This is a genomic window from Mycolicibacterium sp. CBM1 (assembly GCF_054073305.1).
In genome coordinates, this window is sequence record NZ_JBSXPP010000008.1 from 129859 (window position 1) to 150720 (window position 20862).

The 20862-nt window shown below is 67.0% G+C and carries 20 protein-coding genes and 1 pseudogene; 13 read left to right on the plus strand and 8 right to left on the minus strand.

Annotated features, from left to right (window positions below):
- Positions 1-24: 24 nt before the first annotated feature.
- Positions 25-285: a 30S ribosomal protein S20 gene (gene rpsT, locus ACXDF8_RS13240; protein WP_457223717.1), complete on the minus strand. Its 261-nt coding sequence runs from the start codon at positions 283-285 to the stop codon at positions 25-27.
- 148 nt (positions 286-433) lie between these two features.
- Between rpsT and ACXDF8_RS13245 the strand changes: the two genes are divergently transcribed.
- The 3 genes from ACXDF8_RS13245 to ACXDF8_RS13255 are packed head-to-tail and all read left to right on the plus strand — an operon-like array spanning position 434 to position 3930.
- On the plus strand, positions 434-2113 hold the full coding sequence (locus tag ACXDF8_RS13245) for a circularly permuted type 2 ATP-grasp protein (RefSeq protein ID WP_457223820.1): 1680 nt from the start codon (positions 434-436) through the stop codon (positions 2111-2113).
- A complete protein-coding gene (locus ACXDF8_RS13250; protein ID WP_457223718.1) occupies positions 2113-3090 on the plus strand; it encodes an alpha-E domain-containing protein in 978 nt (325 codons plus the stop codon). The genes ACXDF8_RS13245 and ACXDF8_RS13250 overlap by 1 nt, the downstream gene beginning before the upstream one ends.
- Positions 3091-3930 carry a transglutaminase family protein gene (locus ACXDF8_RS13255; protein ID WP_457223719.1) on the plus strand — a complete coding sequence of 280 codons (840 nt, stop codon included), beginning with the start codon at positions 3091-3093 and terminating at the stop codon, positions 3928-3930.
- On the opposite strand, the gene ACXDF8_RS13260 is transcribed toward ACXDF8_RS13255, so the two are convergent.
- Both ACXDF8_RS13260 and map read right to left on the minus strand, forming a co-directional pair.
- A complete protein-coding gene (locus tag ACXDF8_RS13260; RefSeq protein WP_457223720.1) occupies positions 3870-5399 on the minus strand; it encodes a PepSY-associated TM helix domain-containing protein in 1530 nt (509 codons plus the stop codon). The genes ACXDF8_RS13255 and ACXDF8_RS13260 overlap by 61 nt on opposite strands.
- Before the next feature lie 73 nt (positions 5400-5472).
- On the minus strand, positions 5473-6246 hold the full coding sequence (gene map / locus ACXDF8_RS13265; RefSeq protein ID WP_457223721.1) for a type I methionyl aminopeptidase: 774 nt from the start codon (positions 6244-6246) through the stop codon (positions 5473-5475).
- 81 nt (positions 6247-6327) lie between these two features.
- Between map and ACXDF8_RS13270 the strand changes: the two genes are divergently transcribed.
- On the plus strand, positions 6328-6594 hold the full coding sequence (locus ACXDF8_RS13270) for a helix-turn-helix domain-containing protein (RefSeq protein WP_457223722.1): 267 nt from the start codon (positions 6328-6330) through the stop codon (positions 6592-6594).
- Here the strand turns inward: ACXDF8_RS13270 and ACXDF8_RS13275 are convergent.
- On the minus strand, positions 6591-7418 hold the full coding sequence (locus ACXDF8_RS13275; protein WP_457223723.1) for a ribonuclease Z: 828 nt from the start codon (positions 7416-7418) through the stop codon (positions 6591-6593). The genes ACXDF8_RS13270 and ACXDF8_RS13275 overlap by 4 nt on opposite strands.
- A 338-nt stretch (positions 7419-7756) precedes the next feature.
- On the opposite strand from ACXDF8_RS13275, the gene glnT reads away from it, so the two are divergent.
- The 3 genes from glnT to ACXDF8_RS13290 are packed head-to-tail and all read left to right on the plus strand — an operon-like array spanning position 7757 to position 10681.
- Positions 7757-9127 (plus strand): type III glutamate--ammonia ligase, encoded by a 1371-nt coding sequence (gene glnT / locus ACXDF8_RS13280; protein ID WP_457223724.1) that lies wholly within the window; start codon positions 7757-7759, stop codon positions 9125-9127.
- Between the two features lie 19 nt (positions 9128-9146).
- Entirely contained in the window at positions 9147-9890 is a 744-nt protein-coding gene (locus ACXDF8_RS13285; protein WP_457223725.1) for a creatininase family protein, read from the plus strand.
- A 53-nt stretch (positions 9891-9943) separates the two neighbouring features.
- Positions 9944-10681, plus strand: coding sequence for a TetR/AcrR family transcriptional regulator (locus ACXDF8_RS13290; RefSeq protein ID WP_457223726.1), 738 nt, complete (start codon positions 9944-9946; stop codon positions 10679-10681).
- Positions 10682-10688: 7 nt separating this feature from the next.
- Here the strand turns inward: ACXDF8_RS13290 and ACXDF8_RS13295 are convergent, their stop codons facing one another.
- A complete protein-coding gene (locus ACXDF8_RS13295; RefSeq protein WP_457223727.1) occupies positions 10689-11693 on the minus strand; it encodes an aldo/keto reductase in 1005 nt (334 codons plus the stop codon).
- Positions 11694-11799: 106 nt separating this feature from the next.
- Here ACXDF8_RS13295 and ACXDF8_RS13300 point away from each other — a divergent pair, with 106 nt between their 5' ends.
- Entirely contained in the window at positions 11800-12231 is a 432-nt protein-coding gene (locus tag ACXDF8_RS13300) for a CBS domain-containing protein (RefSeq protein ID WP_457223728.1), read from the plus strand.
- Positions 12232-12240: 9 nt separating this feature from the next.
- Here the strand turns inward: ACXDF8_RS13300 and ACXDF8_RS13305 are convergent, their stop codons facing one another.
- On the minus strand, positions 12241-12840 hold the full coding sequence (locus tag ACXDF8_RS13305) for a type II toxin-antitoxin system PemK/MazF family toxin (protein ID WP_457223729.1): 600 nt from the start codon (positions 12838-12840) through the stop codon (positions 12241-12243).
- Between the two features lie 73 nt (positions 12841-12913).
- On the opposite strand from ACXDF8_RS13305, the gene lepA reads away from it, so the two are divergent.
- The 4 genes and pseudogenes from lepA to ACXDF8_RS13325 all read left to right on the plus strand — a co-directional run.
- Positions 12914-14839 carry a translation elongation factor 4 gene (lepA, locus tag ACXDF8_RS13310; protein WP_457223821.1) on the plus strand — a complete coding sequence of 642 codons (1926 nt, stop codon included), beginning with the start codon at positions 12914-12916 and terminating at the stop codon, positions 14837-14839.
- A 65-nt stretch (positions 14840-14904) separates the two neighbouring features.
- Positions 14905-15606 (plus strand): sensor domain-containing protein, encoded by a 702-nt coding sequence (locus ACXDF8_RS13315; protein ID WP_457223730.1) that lies wholly within the window; start codon positions 14905-14907, stop codon positions 15604-15606.
- 37 nt (positions 15607-15643) lie between these two features.
- Positions 15644-16360, plus strand: a complete 717-nt coding sequence (locus tag ACXDF8_RS13320; RefSeq protein WP_457223731.1) for a sensor domain-containing protein — start codon at positions 15644-15646, stop codon at positions 16358-16360.
- 255 nt (positions 16361-16615) lie between these two features.
- Positions 16616-16879 (plus strand): annotated as a pseudogene (locus ACXDF8_RS13325) (isopenicillin N synthase family oxygenase); the annotation flags it as partial.
- A 128-nt stretch (positions 16880-17007) separates the two neighbouring features.
- Here the strand turns inward: ACXDF8_RS13325 and ACXDF8_RS13330 are convergent.
- Positions 17008-18228: a multidrug effflux MFS transporter gene (locus ACXDF8_RS13330; protein ID WP_457223732.1), complete on the minus strand. Its 1221-nt coding sequence runs from the start codon at positions 18226-18228 to the stop codon at positions 17008-17010.
- Between the two features lie 69 nt (positions 18229-18297).
- On the opposite strand from ACXDF8_RS13330, the gene ACXDF8_RS13335 reads away from it, so the two are divergent.
- Positions 18298-18726 carry a MarR family winged helix-turn-helix transcriptional regulator gene (locus ACXDF8_RS13335; RefSeq protein ID WP_457223733.1) on the plus strand — a complete coding sequence of 143 codons (429 nt, stop codon included), beginning with the start codon at positions 18298-18300 and terminating at the stop codon, positions 18724-18726.
- Positions 18727-18784: 58 nt separating this feature from the next.
- Here the strand turns inward: ACXDF8_RS13335 and ACXDF8_RS13340 are convergent, their stop codons facing one another.
- Positions 18785-20797: a glycoside hydrolase family 15 protein gene (locus ACXDF8_RS13340; protein WP_457223734.1), complete on the minus strand. Its 2013-nt coding sequence runs from the start codon at positions 20795-20797 to the stop codon at positions 18785-18787.
- Positions 20798-20862 lie beyond the last annotated feature (65 nt).

The following is a 20862-nucleotide window of genomic DNA, read 5'->3' on the forward strand; positions in this document are numbered from 1 at the left end:
TCGGGGCGCGAATGCGCCGTCCGATCAGAGCTGGTTGAGGGCCTGCGCCAGCGCCGACTTCTTGTTGGCGGCCTGGTTCTTGTGGATGACGCCCTTGCTGGCGGCCTTGTCCAGCTTGCGGCTGGTGGCGGCGAGCAGCTCGGTGGCCTTGTCCTTGTCGCCGTCGGCGGCGGCCTGACGGAATCCGCGGATGGCCGTGTGCAGGGAGCTCTTCACCGACTTGTTGCGCAGTCTGCGGCGCTCGTTGGTGCGGTTGCGCTTTTCCTGCGACTTGATGTTGGCCACGCGTTAGTTCCTTCTTTGTGCAAGCGGGGATGTCTGTCATGCCGGGGCCGTCGGGCCCTCGGGCAGCGACTGTTCAGGTTACCAGTCGAGTGCACAATCTCCCAAAGTGGACCTCACTGGCCTGCCGAAACGACGATCGTGGGGCAGCATGTGTCGGGTGAGCCTCCGCACCCTGCCTTCCGAAGCCAGCCGGTCCTCGCGCAACGGTTCGCGCAAGCCCCGACAACACGATCACATCTTCGGTGGTTACAACGATCTGGGTTCGTATGCCAAGGCCTTCGACGAGATGTTCGACAACCAGGGCAACGTGCGCGGGCCGTACAAGGGCATCTTCGCCGAGCTGGCGCCCTCGGACGCCGAGGAACTCGAAGGCCGAGCCGAGGCGCTGGGCCGGGCGTTCATCGATCAGGGCATCACCTTCTCGCTGTCCGGCCAGGAGCGGCCCTTCCCGCTCGACCTGGTGCCGCGGGTTATCTCGGCCGCCGAGTGGTCCCGGCTCGAACGTGGCATCACCCAGCGGGTGAAGGCGCTGGAGATGTACCTCGACGACGTCTACGGCGATCAGGAGATCCTCCGCGACGGCGTCATCCCGCGCCGACTGGTCACCTCGTGTGAGCACTTTCACCGGCAGGCGGCCGGAATCAACCCGCCCAACGGAGTGCGCATCCACGTCGCCGGCATCGACCTGGTGCGCGACGCCCAGGGCACCTTCCGGGTCCTGGAGGACAACCTGCGCTCACCGTCGGGGGTGTCCTATGTGATGGAGAACCGGCGCACCATGGCCCGGGTGTTTCCGAACCTGTTCGCCACCCACCGGGTGCGCGCGGTCGGGGACTATTCGTCGCATCTGCTGCGGGCATTGCGCAACGCGGCGGCCACCAACGAGGCCGACCCGACCGTCGTCGTGCTCACGCCGGGTCCGTTCAACTCCGCCTACTTCGAGCACTCGCTGCTGGCCCGTCAGATGGGCGTCGAACTGGTCGAGGGCCGCGACCTGTTCTGCCGCGACAACGTCGTCTACATGCGCACCACCGAGGGGGAGCGCCAGGTCGACGTCATTTATCGGCGCATCGACGACGACTTCCTCGACCCCATGCAGTTCCGCCCGGATTCGGTGCTCGGCGTGGCGGGCCTGCTCAACGCGGCGCGCGCCGGCAACGTGGTGATCTCCAGCGCCGTCGGCAACGGGGTCGGCGACGACAAGCTGGTCTACACCTACGTGCCGACGATCATCGAGTACTACCTGGGTGAGAAGCCGCTGCTGGCCAATGTGGACACGTTCCGCTGCTGGCTGGACAGTGAGCGAGAGGAGGTGCTCGACCGGGTCGACGAGTTGGTGATCAAACCGGTCGAGGGGTCGGGTGGCTACGGGATCGTGTTCGGGCCGGACGCCTCCGACAAGGAATTGGCCACGATCCGCAAGAAGATCATCGCCGACCCGCGCGGGTGGATCGCCCAGCCGGTGGTGCAGCTCTCGACGGTGCCCACCAAGGTCGGTGACGCCTTGGCGCCACGGCATGTGGACCTGCGTCCCTTCGCCGTCAACGACGGCGAGGATGTGTGGGTGCTGCCGGGCGGGCTGACCCGGGTGGCCCTCACCGAGGGGTCGCTGGTGGTGAACTCCAGCCAGGGCGGCGGTTCCAAGGACACCTGGGTGCTGGCGTCGCGAACGTCGGTGGCCGCCCGCGAACTCGGTGCCGCCGAGATCGTCCGCAAGATTCCCAAACCGGCCAAGGCGCCCGTCGTGGAGAAGGGCCCTGAGCAGTCTGGCCAGCAACAACAGGGCCAGCAACAGCAGCAGCAACAGCAGCAGGCGGTGATGCGCTGATGCTGGCTCGCAACGCCGAGGCGCTGTACTGGATCGGCCGCTACGTGGAGCGCGCCGACGAGACCGCCCGCATCCTGGACGTGACGGTCCATCAGCTGCTCGAGGACTCCAGCGTGGACCCCGACCAGACCTCGCGGGTGTTGTTGCAGGTGCTGGGCATCGAGCCGCCCAAACACCAGCTCGACCTGTGGTCGCTGACCGACTTGGTGGCCTTCAGTCGTGACCTGGAGGGCGGCTGCTCGATCGTCGACGCCATCTCCGCAGCCCGTGAAAATGCCCGTTCCGCGCGGGAAGTCACCTCCAGCGACATGTGGGAGTGCCTCAACACCACCTACAACGCGCTGGCCGAGCGGGAGCGCGCGGCCCGCAGGCTGGGCCCGCACGAGTTCTTCTCGTTCATCGAGGGCCGCGCGGCGATGTTCGCCGGGCTGGCGGACTCGACCCTGAGCCGGGACGACGGTTATCGATTCCTGGTGCTGGGCAGGGCGATCGAACGCGTCGACATGACGGTGCGGCTGCTGCTGTCCCGGGTGGGCGACAGCGCCTCCTCGCCGGCCTGGGTGACGGTGTTGCGTTCGGCTGGTGCGCACGACACGTATCTGCGCACCTACCGAGGTGTGCTCGACGCCAACCGGGTGGTCGAGTTCATGTTGCTCGACCGGTTGTTCCCGCGGTCGATCTTCTACTCGCTCAAACTCGCCGAGCACAGCCTCGACGAGTTGATGCACCGCCAGCACAACCGGATCGGCGCCACCGCCGAGGCGCAGCGTCTACTCGGACGGGCCCGCAGCGAGCTGGAGTTCATCCAGCCGGGTGTGCTGCTGGAGACCCTGGAGGAACGCCTGGCCGCGCTGCAGGCGATGTGCCGCGACGTGGGAGAAGCGGTGGCGCTGCAGTACTTCCACTCCGCACCGTGGGTGGCGTGGTCCGATGCCGGCAAGGCAGGTTCGCTGGTGATCGAAGAAGGGGAGATCTAGATGTGGCGCATGCGGGTAGTGCACGCGACCGGGTATGCCTACAAGTCGCCGGTCACCGCGTCCTATAACGAGGCCCGGCTGACGCCGCGTTCGGACTCCCGGCAGAACGTCATCCTCAACCGGGTCGAGACCATTCCGGCCACCCGGTCCTATCGCTACGTCGACTACTGGGGCACGGCGGTGACGGCCTTCGATCTGCACGCACCGCACACCGAACTGGAGGTCACCTCGTCCTCGGTGGTCGAGACCGAAAAGGCCGAGGCCCCGGAGGAACCGGCATCCTGGGACGCGCTGGCGGCCGAAGCAGTGCGGGACCGCTTCGATGAGGTCCTCGGTCCGACGCACTACACCCCGGCCAGCCGGCGCATCGAGCGGGTGGGCAAACGCATTGCCAAGGAACAGGATCCGAAGGAAGCCGTCGTCGCCGCCGCCCGCTGGGCGCACAGCGAACTGGAGTACGTGCCCGGCACCACGGGTGTGCATTCCTCCGGCCTCGACGCGCTGCGCGAGGGTAAGGGCGTATGCCAGGACTTCGCCCACCTGTCCCTGATCCTGTTGCGCAGCATGGGCATTCCCGCACGCTATGTGTCCGGCTACCTGCATCCCAAGAAGGACGCGGTGATCGGCGACACGATCGACGGGCAGAGCCACGCGTGGATTCAGGCGTGGACCGGCGGCTGGTGGAATTACGACCCCACCAACGACACCGAGATCAACGAGCAGTACATCAGCGTCGGTGTCGGGCGTGACTACGCCGATGTCACACCGCTGAAGGGCATCTACTCCGGCGAGGGTTCGACGGACCTGGACGTGGTTGTGGAGATCACCCGCCTGGCCTGATCGACGATGCCCTCGATCACCAGGACGGCCAGCAGCGACACCCCGAACACCGGATAGAGCACGCCGAGTGCGACGGCGGCGACGGTCACCGCGACCATCGCGCGCTTCGGGGTGTCAGCACGGGTCTCCGGGCTGGCCGGGCCGGGTAAACCGGTGCCGCCCTTCGGCCGGCGTTTCCACCACATGAGCAGTCCGGTCACCACGCTCGTCAGCACACCGAGGCATGCGACGGTGGCCGAAATGCGTGTCAGCCAGCCCATTTGGTTGCCCATATGCATGGCGATACCGAAGCTGGTCAACCGGGACAGCGCGCCGTCCTGCGCGGCGGTGGCGTTGGCGATGGTGGCCCCGGTGAACTGGTTGAGGTACAGCGTGCGCTGCTCGGACACTCGCTGAGGCCAGCGGTTGACCACGGTGTAGCTGCCGTACACGGTCTTGCCGTCCACGGTGGTATCCGACGGCGGGAAGATCGAATACCCGCCGATCATGTGCTCGGCCTTGGCGATCCGGTCGATGTCGGCGTAGGACAGCCGCGGCGCGACCGGACCGACCGAGGCATAGACCGGGTCGTCGGTGGCGGCCCAGGCGATTCGGCGGCCCAGCCGGTCGTAGTCACCGAGCTTTGCCATCGTGGAGGGGGCGTCGATCGCGGTGGACGGTGTGACGGTGGCGGTGACCGCGCGCCAGTTCTCGCCCCAGTACCGGGTCCAGGTCATCCCGGAGACGAGGTAGCCGATCAGGATCACGGCGAGCACCACGCCGGTGAGCGCGTGCACGTCTCGCCACCGGACCCGCCCGCCCTCGCGCCACCGGATCTTCAACAGGGGTTTGGCGGCCTCGACGGCTCGCGGCCACCACAGGTAGATGCCGCTGGCCAGCAACACCAGGATCCACGTGGCGGTCAGTTCGATCCAGAGATTGCCCACGCCGACCGGAATGGTGGCGTCGGGGTAGGCCGACGGGTTGATCAGGTGTCCGAGCGACGGCAACTGCACGTGCGGGCCGTCGTTGCCGAACATGCGGTGCAGTTGATTCGCCCATCCGATCAGGCCGGACAGCTGATCGCGCTGACCGAGGTACGCGCCGGTGTTGGGGTTCACGAAGACCTGGACGACGTCGGTCTCGGCCTGTGGATATCCGGGGGCGTCGGGAGCCAGGAAGTCCACCCGGGTGGACCCCTCGGCGTTGTCGGCGGGGGTGACCGCTTCGAGGGAGAAGTCGGCACCGACGTGTTGCTTGGCGACGGCGACCTGTTGGTCCAGGGGGACCGTTCCCGACCCCTGCTCGACGACGAGCAGGTGGCGGTTGAGCAAGTTGTCCAGCGGCTGGCTGTACAGGATCACCAGACCGGTGCAGGCCAGCACGACGAGAACCGGTGCCGCGAACAGTCCTACCCAGAAGTGCAGGCGCCAGATTCGGCGTAGCACAGCAGTATCACTGCGTTGCGTCGAAGTCTCCGTCGTCGTCATCGCACCCCTCTGGACCCGGGCCGCGGCCGTTGGTGGCCACCGCGCACAGGACTAAGTCGGCTGCTGGGCGGGGTTAGTTCCCGGGCAGGGTCAGAATGCGTGCACCCTGTTCGGTGACGGCGATGGTGTGCTCGGAGTGCGCGGTGTGGGAACCGTCGGCCGAACGCAGCGTCCAGCCGTCCGGATCGCCGGTCAACCGGTTTGTCCCGCGCGCCCACCACGGCTCCAGGGCCAGGGTCACTCCCGGCCGCAAGACCAGTCCACGACCGGCCCTACCACGGTTGGGGACGTGCGGGTCCTCATGCATGGTGCGCCCGATGCCGTGGCCGCCGAAATCGGTGTTCACCGAATAGCCGTCTTGCGCCGCCACCGCACCGATGGCCGCGCTGATATCACCGAGGCGACCGCCGGGAACGGCGGCGGCGATGCCGGCGGCTAGGGCCCGGCGGGTGGACTCGACCAGGGCGAGGTCCGCGGGATCCGCGCCGTCGCCGACGACGACGGTGACGGCCGAGTCCGCCGCCCATCCGTCGATCGACACCGCGAAGTCCATGGTGAGCACGTCACCATCGCGGAGCGCGTAGTCATGGGGAAGTCCATGCAGCACAGCGTCATTGACGGACAGGCAGATGACGTTGCGGAACGGGCCTCGACCGAATGACGGCGCGTAGTCCCAGTAGCACGACGTCGCACCCCGCTCCGCGACAAGGTCCCTGGCCCGGTGTTCGAGCTCCAGGAGGTTGACGCCCGGCTCCGCCTGCCGTGCCAGTGCCGCCAGGGTGTCCGCCACGAATTCCCCGGTGACGGCCATCTTGTCGATCTCCCCGGCGGTCTTGAGTTCGATCATGCTGAGCGCTCCGTCGTCGGTATTTTAATACCGTGCCGACACTACCAGGTCCGGTATTTGAATACCGGTATGCTGTCCGCCATGGTCCGTGTACCGCTGAGCCCCGACCAGGTCCGAGCCGGGCAACGCCTCGGAGCGCTGATCAGGACGGCCAGGGCCGGCCGGGATCCGGAGGTCGTCGCTCGGCAGGCGGGGATTTCCCCGGAGACGCTGCGCAAGATCGAAGTCGGCAGGTTGCCCAGCCCCAGCTTCGGGACGGTGGTTGGATTGTGCGACGCGCTGGATCTGCCGCTGCAGAGGGCCGTCGAGGTCTGGCGTGGTGACGACGGCGCCCGGATCGCGATCTAGCCGATCGACACCCGGTGCAGGTCGTCGCCGAGTTCGACCGGCCCGCTGAACTCGGTGGCCGCCCGCGCGCGCCACTCGTCCTCCTGTCCGGGCACCATCGGCGGCACGTAGTGGGTCAGCACCAGAGTGCCGACTTCGGCGCGCGCCGCGGTGGCCGCGGCCTGTTCGATCGACGAGTGGTAGTCGAGGATGTCGCGGATCCGCTGGATCGGCAGCTTCTCGACGAGATCGGCCCGGATCACGGTGTGCACCAGGGCGTCTGCCCCCTGCGCCAGCTCGTCGAGCGAAGGGCACGGCACCGTGTCGCCGGCCAGCACCACTGAGGTGCCCTCGTACTCGACCCGGAAGCCCAGCGTCGGCTCGACCGGGCGGTGGTCGGTGGGGGCGGCGGTGATGCGCACGCCGCCGGCGTCCCACACCTGACCGTCGCGGTACTCATAGACCTGGATCGACGGCGGCTCGGTGATGTCAGGGTGGTGGCCGATGCGGTAGCTGATGTCGGGGGCCAGCGCGGCCAGCGTGGCGTCCACGACAGCTTTGGTCCCCGGCGGCCCGATGATCGGCAGCGGTGTCGGGACGAACGTGGTCACCCACCGCGTGGTGATGACATCGGAGAGGTCGGTGATGTGGTCGCTGTGCAGGTGGGTCAGCAGCAGCGCCGTGATGTTGGCGGCCCCCACACCGGCTGCCGCGGCGCGCATCAACACCCCGCGTCCGCAGTCGACGAGGAATCGGGAATCTCCGGCGGTGACCAAGGTGGCCGGCCCGGCCCGGTTCGGGTCGATCATCGGACTTCCGGTGCCGAGCAGCGTGATGTCGATCATGGGTCATTACTACCGTGCCGCGGTCCCGCGATCGAGTAATTGACGGCCGGGTTGTGCAGGTGTCGTGCCACCGCGGTCGTCGACGGTGGGCCTGTGTGCGCCTACCGCACGGCTGTGCGCCGTCGCGTCGAGGGGCCGGCCGGCCGCGCCGACTCTCGCTTTCAATAGGGTATTGATCACCAGGCTTGATCGAACAGGACGAAAATGGCGATATATCAGGTGTGCTACGCCCTTATTTCAATAGGTCATTCACGGTTCCGAAACAGCCCGGCAACAGAACCCGTTTAGGGTCGACCCTGACCCGGACGCTCTCGGCACGGGTCGGCCGAAAGGGAGAGATGACCACCACACTCAACGGCAGCGCGCAGGGCGCCGATGTCCGTGAGGTCGCGGAGAAGCTGGACGCTGCCGGAGTCCGGTACGCGGCGATCAGCTTCGTCGACATGCACGGCAAGCCGAAGTGCAAGATGGTGCCGTTGGGCCACCTGCCGCAGGCGGCACTCGGGTCGGAGATGTTCACCGGCGCCGCACTCGACGGCGTTCCCCAGGACGTCAACGACGACGAGGTGGCGCCGCACCCCGATCTGAGCGCCGCGATCGTGCTGCCGTTCAACCGCGAGGTCGTCTGGTTCCCCGGTGATCTGTGGATCGGTCAGACCCCCTTCGAGGCGTGTAGCCGGCAGATCCTCAAGCGGGTGACCGCCGACGCGGCAGGCCTCGGCTACACCTTCAACCTTGGCATCGAGACGGAGTTCTTCCTGCTGACCGATCGCTCGGGGACTCCCGAGCCGGCCAGCCCGGACGACAATCTCGACAAACCCTGTTACGACCTGCGCGGGATGCTGCACAACTATCCCGTAGTAGACGAGATCGTCACTGCGATGAACGAATTGGGCTGGGACGTCTATTCGTTCGATCACGAAGACGGCAACGGTCAGTTCGAGACCGACTTCACCTACACCAACGCCGTGTCGATGGCGGATCGCTTCGTCTTCTTCCGGATGATGGTCGGCGAGATCGCCCGCAAGCATGGCTTGTTCGCGTCGTGGATGCCCAAACCCTTCGCCGATCGCACGGGTAGCGGAGCGCACTACAACATGTCACTGGCCGGTGTCGACGGCGCCAACCTCTTCGCGGCCACCGACGATCCGCGTGGCTGCGGATTGTCCGAACTCGGCTACCAGTTCATCGCCGGTGTGCTGCGCCACGCCCCGGCCATCTGCGCAGTGATCGCGCCGACGGTGAACAGCTACAAGCGGCTGGTCAAGCAGGGCAGCATGTCCGGACTCACGTGGGCGCCGATCTTCGCATGCTACGGGGACAACAACCGCACCAACATGCTGCGGATCCCCCGGGGTGGCGGGCGGGTCGAATGCCGCGCGGCCGACAGCGCCAACAACCCCTACCTGGGAGCGGCCCTGATGCTGGCCGCCGGGTTGGAAGGCATCCGGGAGGGGCTTGACCCGGGTGAACCCAACCGCGACAACCTCTACCGGCTTTCGGAGACGGACCTGGTCGAACGCGGGATCACCTGGCTGCCGCGCTCACTCGGCGAGGCTATCGATGCCATCGAGGCGGACCCATTGGTGCGCAATGTCTTCGGAACGGCCATGTGTGACTCGTTCGTCGCCGAGAAGAAGCTCGAGTGGGATTCCTACAACGCTCACGTCTCGTCGTGGGAGTCCGAGCGCTATCTGAGGTTCTTCTGATGACCGCAGTGATGTTCCGGTGAGCCACCGCTGGGAAGACCTCAACTCGGTCCAGATCGCGCAGCGGCTCGCTGGGGACCCCGACACGGTGGCGCTCATCCCGGTGGGCGCCACCGAACAGCACGGCCCGCACCTGCCGGTCGGCACGGACACCATCATGGCCACCGCGGTCGCCGAAGCCGCCGCGGGTGAACTCGCATTGGTGTTGCCCCCGTTGGCGTTCGGTGCCAGCTATTTTCACGGAACGGCGCTGGCAGGCACCGTCGCGTTCGCCGGAGAGGAGATCGCCGCGACGGCGGCGCGGGTGGCCCAGGCGTGTGCTGAATCCGGAGTGCGCCGCATCCTGTTCGTCAACGGCCACGTGGGCAATGCGGCACCGCTGTGGTTGTCCTGCGACCGGTTTCGCCGGATCAACCCCGACCGGCGCATCGGTGTCATGCAATGGTGGGACCTCACGCCCGACATCGCCCGGCGCGCCACCGAGGACGCCGCCGATTGGCATGCCAACGCCGCCGAGACCGCACTGATGCTGGCGGTCCGACCCGAACTGGTGGATACCGAGGCGATGCTTGTGGCCGACGATCCCGACCGCACCGCCGGCAGCGTGTTCCGTTATCCGGTGCAACAGGTGTCGACCAACGGGGTGACCGGACATCCATCGCGCGCGTCCACGGAGTTCGGCCTGCAGTTGTGGCGCGATGTGGTGGCAGCCGCGCGCGACGTCGTCGAACGCGCCCACCGCGAGGCGCCACCACTGGGATGACGCCGCAACCGGCCCGTCGGCTACCCGGGCAGCCCGCCCGTAGACTTCGCCACGTGCCGACTCCGCAGAACCGGCCCATCCGATCGATCGGACGGCCGCGCAATGACGCCGAGTCCGCACCCGGCGCGTCGCCGCGGAGCGGGATCGTCAACGCAGCCACTCGGTTGTTCGCCGAAAAGGGTTACGCCCAAACGACGATGAGCGATATCGCACGTGCGGCGGGGCTCAACCAGTCGTCGCTGTACTACTGGTTCCGCAGCAAAGAGCAGCTGCTGGGGGAGACGTTGGCGGTCAACCGGGCGCCGCTGTCGTTTATCGCCGACGTCGGCGCGGGCTCCGGGTCACCGGCAGTCAAGCTGTACCGGTTGTTGCGCTTCGACACGCTGCAGTTGGCGTTGTCGCCGATCGACTTCAACGAGATTCAGCGTATTGCGCACGACCAGCGCGATGAATTCCACCAGTTCTGGACTGACTACGAACGGCTCAGGGGTTGGGTGGCGGACTTGATCGGTGCGGCGATCGCCGAAGGGAAGTTCATCGACTGCGACCGCGAAGAGACCGCCGGACTCCTGCTGAACTTCGACGAGGGCGCCCAGAAGCGCACCCGGTTGTGCACCGACGAGCAGGATCGTGCGACCGAGGCGGTCCGCGTCGCCGAACAGGTCGCCACGATCGCCGTGCGCGGCCTGCTCAAGCGACCCAGCGAGATCGCGCGCATCAGCAGTCAGGCCGCCCAGTTCGACGACACGGCAGTGGTGCTCCACGCCGGGCGCTCCGATCCCCAGGCGTGAGCGGGTCTCACTCCCGGCCTACGGACACCCAGCCAGGGTCGACGGACCGGTGGCCGCAGACGCTTCGGCCCGCGGCGTCCAACGCGACGAGCTGATCGGGGTCGAGCCGCACCGACAGCGACGCGGTGTTCTCGTCGACCCGCGCGGCGCGCCGGGTGCCCGGGATGGGGACTGACGCCACGCCCATCGTCTCGGCGCGCTGCCGCAACCAGGCCAGCGCGACCTGCGCAGCGGTCGCGCCGATGTCGTCGGCGATCGAAGTGACCACCTGCACCACAGCCAGATTCGCGCCGAGCGCGTCGTCGACAAACCGCGGGATGTGCCGGCGGAAATCCGATCCCGAGGACAGGTCGGCCGCCGAGCGGACCGCACCGGCCAGGAACCCGCGGCCCAGCGGCGAGTACGGCACGAACCCCACATTCAGTTCCGCGGCGGTCGGCACCACATGGGTTTCCACGTCGCGGCTCCAGATCGACCATTCGCTCTGTACTGCGGCGATCGGGTGGACGGCGACAGCGGCGCGCAGCTCGTCGGCGGTCACCTCCGACAGACCGAGATGGCGCACCTTGCCCGCGTCGACCAGTTCGGCCATCGCGCCGACGGTCTCCTCGATCGGAACCGACAGGTCGCGTCGATGCAGGTAATACAGGTCGACGATGTCCGTCTGGAGCCGGGCCAGGCTCTCGTCGATGCAGCGGCGCACATACTCGGCGTCACCGCGAGCCTTGAGCCTTCCGGTAGTCGGGTCGCCGTCGATGCCGAACTTCGTCGCCAGCGTCACCTCCTCTCGCCGATCGGCCAGGAGCTGTGCGATCAGTCGCTCATTAGCCCCGCCGCCGTAGACGTTGGCGGTGTCGAGGAACGTGACGCCGGCGTCCAGGCAGTGGTGCAATGTCGCCAGCGACTCCGCGTCGTCGACCTCGCCGTAGACCGGGGTCAGCGCCATCCCGCCGAAACCGATCGCACTGACCGTCAAGCCATCACCCAACCGCGTCTGCGGCAGCGCGTTCATCGGACCTCCTGGTGTTCGTCGATGCCAACCCCAACACAGGCGGATTGCTTCCGCGGCGCCCCGATAAGCCTTAGTCTGATGTGACATCCATCACAAGGGGGTGGCGATGCGGATCGCGGACATCTTGCGGGCCAAGGGCTCGGCGGTCGCGACCGTGACCGAAACCATGACGGTGAGTGGCCTGCTCACTGAGCTGGTCGTCAACAACATCGGTGCCATGGTGGTGGTCGGACCCAACGGTGTGGTGGGCGTCGTCTCCGAGCGCGACGTGGTGCGCAAACTCCATGAACACGGCCCTGAGCTGCTGCGACATCGGGTCGCCGACATCATGAGCACTGCGCTGGTCACCTGCGCCCCCGATGATCTCGTCGATGATCTCAGCGCACTGATGACCAACAACCGGGTGCGGCACGTTCCGGTGATGCAGGCCGGCCAGCTGGTCGGCATCGTCAGCATCGGCGACGTCGTGAAGAACCGGATGGAGCAGCTCCAGGCCGAGCAGGAGCAGCTGCAGGCCTACATCACCCAAGGTGGCTGAGGGCCCACGTCAGCTCCAGGAGTACTCGGCTCGAAGCCGCGCCGCCACGAGCTCGAAGGTCGTCCGGTCCAGGATCGCGCCCTCGCGGCGGATGCTCTCCTCGGGCACGTCGAGCACCCGATCCAGTCGCACCCAGCTGGGCCTGCCGTCGTAGTCCCAGCCACCCGCGCCGATCCCGATCCAGTCGGGATCACCGGCATGGTGTTCCTGGCTGGACAGCATCAGTCCCAGCAGGGTGCGCCGGTCGCGCCCGACGACCAGTACCGGACGGTCCTTGCCCCGCGTGGGGTCGTCCTCGTAGACCACCCAGGTCCAGACGACCTCGCCGGGATCGGCACGGCCGTCAAGGTCGGGGGCGTAGATCACCCGGCGCGCGCGGTGCGCGGTCGGCACGCTGCTGCTGGTCACCGGCCGGCCCGCGGTGATCGCGGCGGGTTGCTCGGTGGCGGTGGCGGCATTGGCCACCAGCACCTCGATGCCTAGCTTCAGGCCCTGCTGAATGGTCCGCGGGACCGCCGGCGGGATCGGCAGTTGCCGGATGAGCTTCGGCGCCTCGTTGAACACGAGGTGCTCTGCGAGCTTTTGCAACGTCCTCCACTGCGACGCCATTCTCGACAGCATAGGCGAGTGTCACAGTGGCCCGCGGCGTGCGATTGTGCCCGGCGGCTCCGCAGTCGATACCCTGAGTAGGCCCGAGGGCCCCCTCGAAGTACCACCCGACCTGGAGATTCCCATCAGCAGTTTCGCCGACCAGACGTTCACCGCGCCGGCACAGATTCGGAACTTCTGCATCATCGCTCACATCGACCACGGCAAGTCGACTCTCGCGGACCGGATGCTGCAGCTGACCGGCGTCGTCGCGGATCGTGACATGCGCGCGCAGTACCTCGACCGGATGGACATCGAGCGCGAGCGCGGCATCACCATCAAGGCGCAGAACGTGCGGCTGCCCTGGAAAGTCGCGGCTGGCACCGACGGTGTTGCCCCCGGCGAATATGTCCTGCATCTGATCGATACGCCGGGCCACGTCGACTTCACCTACGAGGTGTCGCGCGCGCTGGAGGCCTGCGAGGGCGCGGTGCTGTTGGTAGACGCGGCCCAGGGCATCGAGGCGCAGACGCTGGCCAACCTATACCTGGCGCTGGATCGCGACCTGACGATCATCCCGGTGCTCAACAAGATCGACCTGCCTGCCGCCGACCCGGAACGCTACGCCGGCGAGATCGCCCACATCATTGGCTGTGAGCCCGAGGACGTGCTCCGGGTGTCGGGGAAGACGGGCGTCGGGGTGGCTGAGCTGCTCGACGAGGTGGTCCGCAAGGTGCCGGCACCCACCGGCGACGCGGACGCTCCCGCCCGGGCGATGATCTTCGACTCCGTCTACGACATCTATCGCGGCGTGGTCACCTACGTCCGCGTCGTCGATGGCAAGATCGTGCCGCGCGAGAAGATCAAGATGATGTCCACCGGCGCCACTCACGAACTGCTCGAGGTGGGCATCGTGTCCCCGGAGCCCAAGCCCACTATCGGTCTCGGCGTCGGGGAAGTGGGCTACCTGATCACCGGGGTGAAGGACGTCCGGCAATCCAAGGTCGGCGACACCGTCACCAGTGCTCGTCACGGCGCTACCGAAGCGCTGACCGGATACCGCGAGCCTAAGCCGATGGTCTATTCGGGGCTGTACCCCGTCGACGGCTCGGACTACCCGAACCTGCGCGACGCGCTGGACAAGCTACAGCTCAACGACGCCGCACTGACCTATGAACCGGAAACCTCGGTGGCGCTGGGCTTCGGCTTCCGGTGCGGCTTCCTGGGGCTGCTGCACATGGAGATCACCAGGGAACGCCTAGAGCGCGAGTTCGACCTGGATCTGATTTCGACCGCGCCAAACGTCGTCTATCGGGTGATCCAAGACGACGGAACGGAGAAGATCGTCACCAACCCATCGGACTGGCCGGAGGGCAAGGTCCGCGAGGTCTACGAGCCGGTGGTCAAGACCACGGTGATCGCGCCGAGCGAGTTCATCGGCACCATCATGGAGCTGTGCCAGTCCCGGCGCGGCGAGCTCGGTGGGATGGACTATCTGTCGCCGGAGCGCGTCGAGCTGCGCTACACGATGCCGCTGGGCGAGATCATCTTCGACTTCTTCGATGCCCTGAAATCCCGCACCCGCGGGTACGCCAGCCTGGACTACGAAGAGGCCGGCGAGCAGGAGGCCGCGCTGGTCAAGGTGGACATCCTGCTACAGGGTGAGGCCGTCGACGCGTTCAGCGCCATCGTCCACAAGGACTCGGCGGCCGCCTACGGCAACAAGATGACGACCAAGCTCAAGGAATTGATCCCGCGCCAGCAGTTCGAGGTGCCGGTCCAGGCCGCGATCGGCTCGAGAATCATTGCCCGCGAGAATATTCGAGCCATCCGCAAGGATGTGTTGGCCAAGTGCTACGGCGGTGACATCACCCGCAAGCGCAAACTGCTCGAGAAGCAGAAAGAAGGCAAGAAGCGGATGAAGACCATCGGACGAGTGGACGTGCCGCAGGAGGCGTTCGTCGCCGCGCTGTCCTCCGATGCCGCCGGTGACAAGTCAGGCGATAAAGCCAAAAAGTAGGGGGCTCAATCACACACGACGCACACGTCGTTCGGGGGCGATCGATTGTCGGTGCCGTGTTAGGGGTGGCTATCCTGACCGGCTGCACCACCACGGTGGCGGGTAGCGCGCAACAGGCACTGCGCGCCACGCCGGTGCGGGATCTGGTCACGGTCCTGCCCAGCAGTGTCGAGGTCAGCCAGGCGGTGGGTAACCCGGTGGACGCCGATGGGCCCGCGGTGGTGGGGGGAGTTGAATTGCTGCCCAACGGTATCCGTGACGAGAAGACTGCGAGGCCGATCGAGTGTCTGGGGCCGGCGTCACCATTCATGCGGGTGGTTTACGAGCCCGGCGGTGTCCGTGGCGCCGCCTGGCAGGAGTTCGCGAACTACGGCGGCGACCAGGTCGTCTCCAGCGTCGACGCGGGGGTCGTCCAGTTTGACTCCGAGCCTGCCGCCGACCGGATGTTCAGCAACTTCGCGGCGCGGTGGAAGGCGTGTGACGGCACGATCCTCACGACCGACCTGCATGACGCAGACCGCACCGAACTCCGGCAGCGGATCACCGACGTCCGGGTGGACGGGCCGCTGGTGTCGGCCACCGTGGTGAATTCCGACAACCACAGCAATGCGCAGTTCCCCACCGAGCGCTCCATCGGGCTGGCGGCCGACTGCATCGTCGACGTCGATGTGGCGGTCACCCACGGCACGGCGGCCCAGCAGCGCGAAGCCGGGCGGGCGACCCGGGTGACTCGGATCATGGTGGATAAGGTCATTGAGGGGCGCTGACGGTTTCGGCTCACAGGAACTGGCAGCCGGGGGGAGAATGTCGTCCGTGTCCCGCCGTGAGCCCGTCATCTGCGTCACCGTGCTGGTCGGCTCGTTGTTGTTCGCCGGCTGTGCTTCCACCGTGGCGGGCGTGGCGGTGCGCGCGCAGGGTGCCGGGCCGGTGTCGCTCGACGTGCCCGAACTGGTGCAGTCCGACCTCGACCGGGTGCTGCTCAGTGTCGGCGAGGTCAACGGCATCATGGAGGCCACAGGCATCCGGGTGACCGCGTCGTCGGAGGACATGAGCGACAACTCCGACGGGGTGTCCGATCTGGACTGCCTCGGCGCGATCTACGGCGCCGAGGAACTTGTCTATCAGGGCAGTGGCTGGACCGCCGTCCGGGATCAGGTACTGCAGGAACCCATCAACGATAACCAGCACTGGGTCGAACAGATCGCGGTCCTCTACCCGGTCGCGGACAAGGCGCAGGCGTTCGTCGAGGCGTCCCGAACGACGTGGGACAAGTGCGGGAACACCACGATCGACATCGACAACTCCGATGTGCACTCCACCTGGAAGATCGACGCCGCCGACGTCAGCGACCAGATCCTGACGCAGACCTCCACGCAGCGCCACGCCGGGGGTTGGGGCTGTCAGCATGCGCTGACAGCGGTGTCCAATCTGGTCGCCGAGGCCTGGGCGTGCAGCGGCTCCATCGGCGACGAGGCTAAGAGCATCGTCGCGGGAATGGTCAATAACGCCGCGAAGAAGTAGTGCTGCCGAGCCGAATCCGCAGGGCAGCAACGTGATCGGGTCCGTCTGGCGATGCCCGGGTGTGATCGCTGCAGCGAGTTCTGCCCTACGGGAGTGTTCGACCGTGGGCACGACGCGGTGCCGTTGATCACCCGTTCTGCACCGATTTTCGCGGGGTGCTTCATACCCGTGCAGATGTGATGAAGGCCCATGGCGCAGGGCTGACACTGCCTGGCAATGGGTCTCGTGCTACCGATCCTCGGCCTGGCCGACGCGGACCGCGTCAGCCAACTCAACAGCCCGCAGTTTCGCGGATACGCGCGCCTCGGCGGCGAATTGACCAACTGTCAGGTCGATTGGCGCGAGCAGATCGGCATCGGTCCGGAACGTCTCACCATCGACGCCGCCGACGGGTACTGGCGCCTGCGGGGGCCAAACCTGTTGCCGAGCAGTATTTCCGGGCTTCGCGCGGCCTTCGAGAACTGGGATGCGCGGTTGTCCGGCGTGGGATTGCGACTGTTGCGGCAAGTCGAGCTCGGAGACGGCTGTGGCCCGATGCTCCACCGGCGCCGGGGGCTGGTTCGTCGTCGCGTTCGTCATCTACTACTACGTGGCGGCGCTGTGGGAGGGAACCGGTGGTCGAGCTCTTCGGCTGGGACGGCCGCTGGTCAGCTAACTCGCCGGGTGGAGAGAAAAGCCGTCAGCGCCAGGATGGACAGCGTCACCATCACTACGGCCAGGGGCAGAGCGGTGTGTTCACCGCCAAGGCTGACCAGGGGTGAGGCGGCCGCTCCGAATCCGAACTGCAAGGCGCCCAGGCCTGCTGAGCCTGCACCGGAGGCGCGGGGCACCGCGGCCAGCGCCAGCGCAGTGGCATTACCGAGGATCAGGCCCTGGCAGCACACCGCGATGAAGATCGGGATGGCGATCGTCCACGTCGGTGCGCCCGACAGGACCAGGCCGAGCAGGGTGAGCGTCGCTGCCAGTGTCAGGCCCAGTCCGACCCCGAGTAGTCGCCGGCTGGAGAAGTTGGCCGTCAGCCGCGCCGACAACGCGCTTGTCGCGGTGAGCCCAAGGGCGTTGATCGCGAAGGCAATTCCGTACTGAGTTGGTGTGAGTCCGAGCATCACCTGATACACGAACGGCGATGCTGAGATGTAGGCCATCATTACCGAGAAGCCGAAGCCGAACGCCAGCGTATTGCCGACGTAGGTCCGCGACCTGAGCTCATGCCACGGTGAGATACCTTCGGCAGCAGAAGCTTTCAGAGCATGTCGGCGTTCCTTGGGATGGGATTCGCGAACCAGTGCGACGGTCGCGACGAACATCGCCACGGCGATGCCGCCGACGACCCACAGGATGCCGCGCCAACCCACCGGGCCCACCAGCAGGCCGCCGGCGAACGGTGCGACGACGGGGGCGACGCCACCGACGATCATCATCAGGCTGAAAGCCCGTGCGGCCGCTTTTCCGGTCGCGAGGTCGGAGATGATGGCCCGGCCGATGACCATGCCGGCCGCACCGGTGAACCCCTGGGCGAACCGAGCTGCGATGAGGATGCCGACGCTGGGGGCTGTCGCGGCCACCGCGCTGGCGACCACGCACAACAGGGTGCCGACCACCAGCGGTCCGCGACGGCCGATGCGGTCCGACATTGGCCCGAAGGCCAGCTGCCCGAAGGTGAGCCCGAGCAGGAACGCGGTCAGTGTCAGCTGCACGGCCGTGGCGCTGGCGCGCAATTCGGCCGTCATTTCGGGAAAGGCGGGCAGGTAGAGGTCAGTGGCGATCGGGGCGACCGCCGAGAGCAGTGCGAGCACGAGGAGAAGCCATGGCGAGATGCCTCTGTTGCTCTCGGCTGTCCGGTCTGGCTCGGTCACGGCGGTCGGCATGTCCATCCTCGAGAAGTGATTATGAAGAAATAACTATGGAATGATAACCAGTCGCGGTAGGATTTGTCCATGGATAGTGAGCTGGCCGACCTTGCTGAGGTGATACTCGTCGTCGCCCGCGAACTTCGGATGGGGATGGACGCTGACACCGCGCACCTGACGCCGTCGGAAGCACACGTGATGCGCTACATCGACAGTCACCCCGGGGCCGCACCCAGCGATGTCGCGAGGTCCACCGGCCTGCAGCGCAGCAACCTCAGTACCGCCCTGCGGGGGCTCGAGCGTCGCGGCTTCGTCGACCGCCGTGCCGACCCGCACGACGCGCGCGGGATCAACCTGTTTCCGACCGCCCTGGCCGCCGACAACCTGACCCGGGTGCGCAGGCAGTGGGCCCGCCGGATGGCGATCGCGCTGGGTGACGACCGGCAGGATGTGGCAGTGGTCAAGGCTCTGCTGGGCCGCGCCGAGGCGGCGCTACTTGCCGACCGCCTCGGCTGAGGGCCTACATCACCTGTTTGTAGGCATCCGCCTACATCACCTGTTTGTAGTCATCCGCCTACATGGGCGCGTTCGCCGGCTGGAACACCCCCGTGCTGTCCGCCTCCTCCTCGGCACGGATCACGTGTACGACGGCATTGATCAGCGCCAGGTGGGTGAACGCCTGCGGGAAGTTGCCCAGGTGCCGGCCGGTGCGTGGCTCGATCTCCTCGGCATACAGGTGCAGCGGACTTGCGAAGGACAACAGCCGCTCGCACAGATGCCGGGCCCGGCTGACCTCGCCGATCTCCACCAGCGCCGACACCAGCCAGAACGAACAGATCGTGAACGTGCCCTCTTCGCCGGACAGGCCGTCGTCGGTCTCCTCCACGCGGTAGCGCAGCACCAGCCCGTCCTCGGTCAGCTCGTCGGCGATCGCCAGCACGGTGGCGCGCACCCGTGGGTCGTCGGACGGCAGGAACCGCACGAGCGGTACCAACAGCAGCGACGCGTCGAGCGCGTCGTCGCCGTACCGCTGGGTCAACACCCCGCGCTTGTCCACTCCGTGGGCCAGGATGTCGGCCTTGATCTCCTCGGCGATCGCCCGCCATTGCTGGGCGTAGCTCTTCTCGCCGACCAGCTCGGCCAGCTTCGACCCGCGATCCAGCGCCACCCAGCACATCACCTTCGAGGAGGTGAAGTGCTGGGCTTCCCCGCGCACCTCCCAGATGCCGCGGTCGGGTTCCTTCCAGTGCTTGATGGCCTCTTCGACCTGTTCCTTGAGCACCGGCCACAGCTGGTCGGAGATCTGCTCGCGCGATTTGGCGTGCAGGTACACCGAGTCGAGCATGGTGCCCCAGATGTCGTGCTGGCGCTGGTTGTAGGCGCCGTTACCGATGCGCACCGGCCGGGCGTTGTCGTAGCCGGAGAGATGATTGAGTTCCTCTTCGACGAGCTCGCGTTCCCCACCGACGGCGTACATCACCTGCAGGGGATGCCGCTCGCCGTTGTTGGCTCCCGACACGTCGGCGATGAAGGAGAAGAAGTCGTCGGCCTCCCGGTCCAGCCCCAGTGTGTAGAGCCCCCACAGCGCGAAGGTCGAGTCGCGAACCCAGGCGTAGCGGTAATCCCAGTTCCGTTCGCCCTGCGGGGTCTCGGGTAGCGACGTGGTGCTGGCGGCCAGCAGCGCGCCGGTCGGGGAGTAGGTGAGCCCCTTGAGGGTCAGCGCGCTGCGCTGCAGGTAGGAGCGCCACGGATGGTCGGGGAAGTCCCCGATGTTGATCCACTGCCGCCAGGCCTCGCTGGTCTGCCACATCTTGTCAGCGGCCTCTTCGTAGGTCTGTGGCGACGGATGCTTGGACCAGGACAACGCGACGAAGACGTTGTCACCCTCCTTGAGCCGGGTGCGGGCACGGGCCTCGCGGCCCTCCAGTCCGATCCGCAGGTTGGTGGTCAGCCGCATCGTGGGGTGGGCGTCTGGATCCTTCCTGGCTCGGGCGATCGCCTCACCGTAGGCATTGGCCGAGTACTCCCAGGCGGCGTTGACCCGGGCGTAGTCGAAGGAGGGCTCGCAGTTCATCACCAGCTCGACCGTTCCGCTGACGCATTTCACCGTGCGCAGCAGGATGTGCTCGGCATCCCAGTCCATCGGGGTGCGCCGGTGCGTCCGCGACCGCCGGTCGATGTCATGCCAGGGGCCCATGACCAGGGCGTCGCGCACGATCACCCAGCCCGTGTGGGTCTGCCAGGTGGTCTCCAGGATGAGGCTGCCGGGCAGATACCGTCGCGCCGCCGGCACCGAGACGCCGTAGGGGCCGAGTCGGAAATGGCCGGCCCCGCGGTCCAAGATCGCCCCGAAGACGCTGGGGGAGTCTGGTCGCGGGACACATAGCCACTCGACCGCGCCAGCCGAGGAGATCAGGCAGGTGTTCTCGCAGTCGGACAGGAATGCGTAGTCGGCGATCGGCGGGAACGGATTGCGCAACGCCGGGCTCGGCGCATAGGGCACCGGAGCGGTCTGGGCCAAGGGCGGCGGTGACTGCAGGGGCACGTCGTCGGTGTCCTCGCCGGCTGGCTGGGCGTGCAGAACCATTGGGACATCATCGACCGACGGGCCGCCCGTCGTCTACTTATGGGGTGATCCGTCGCTTTGCTGTT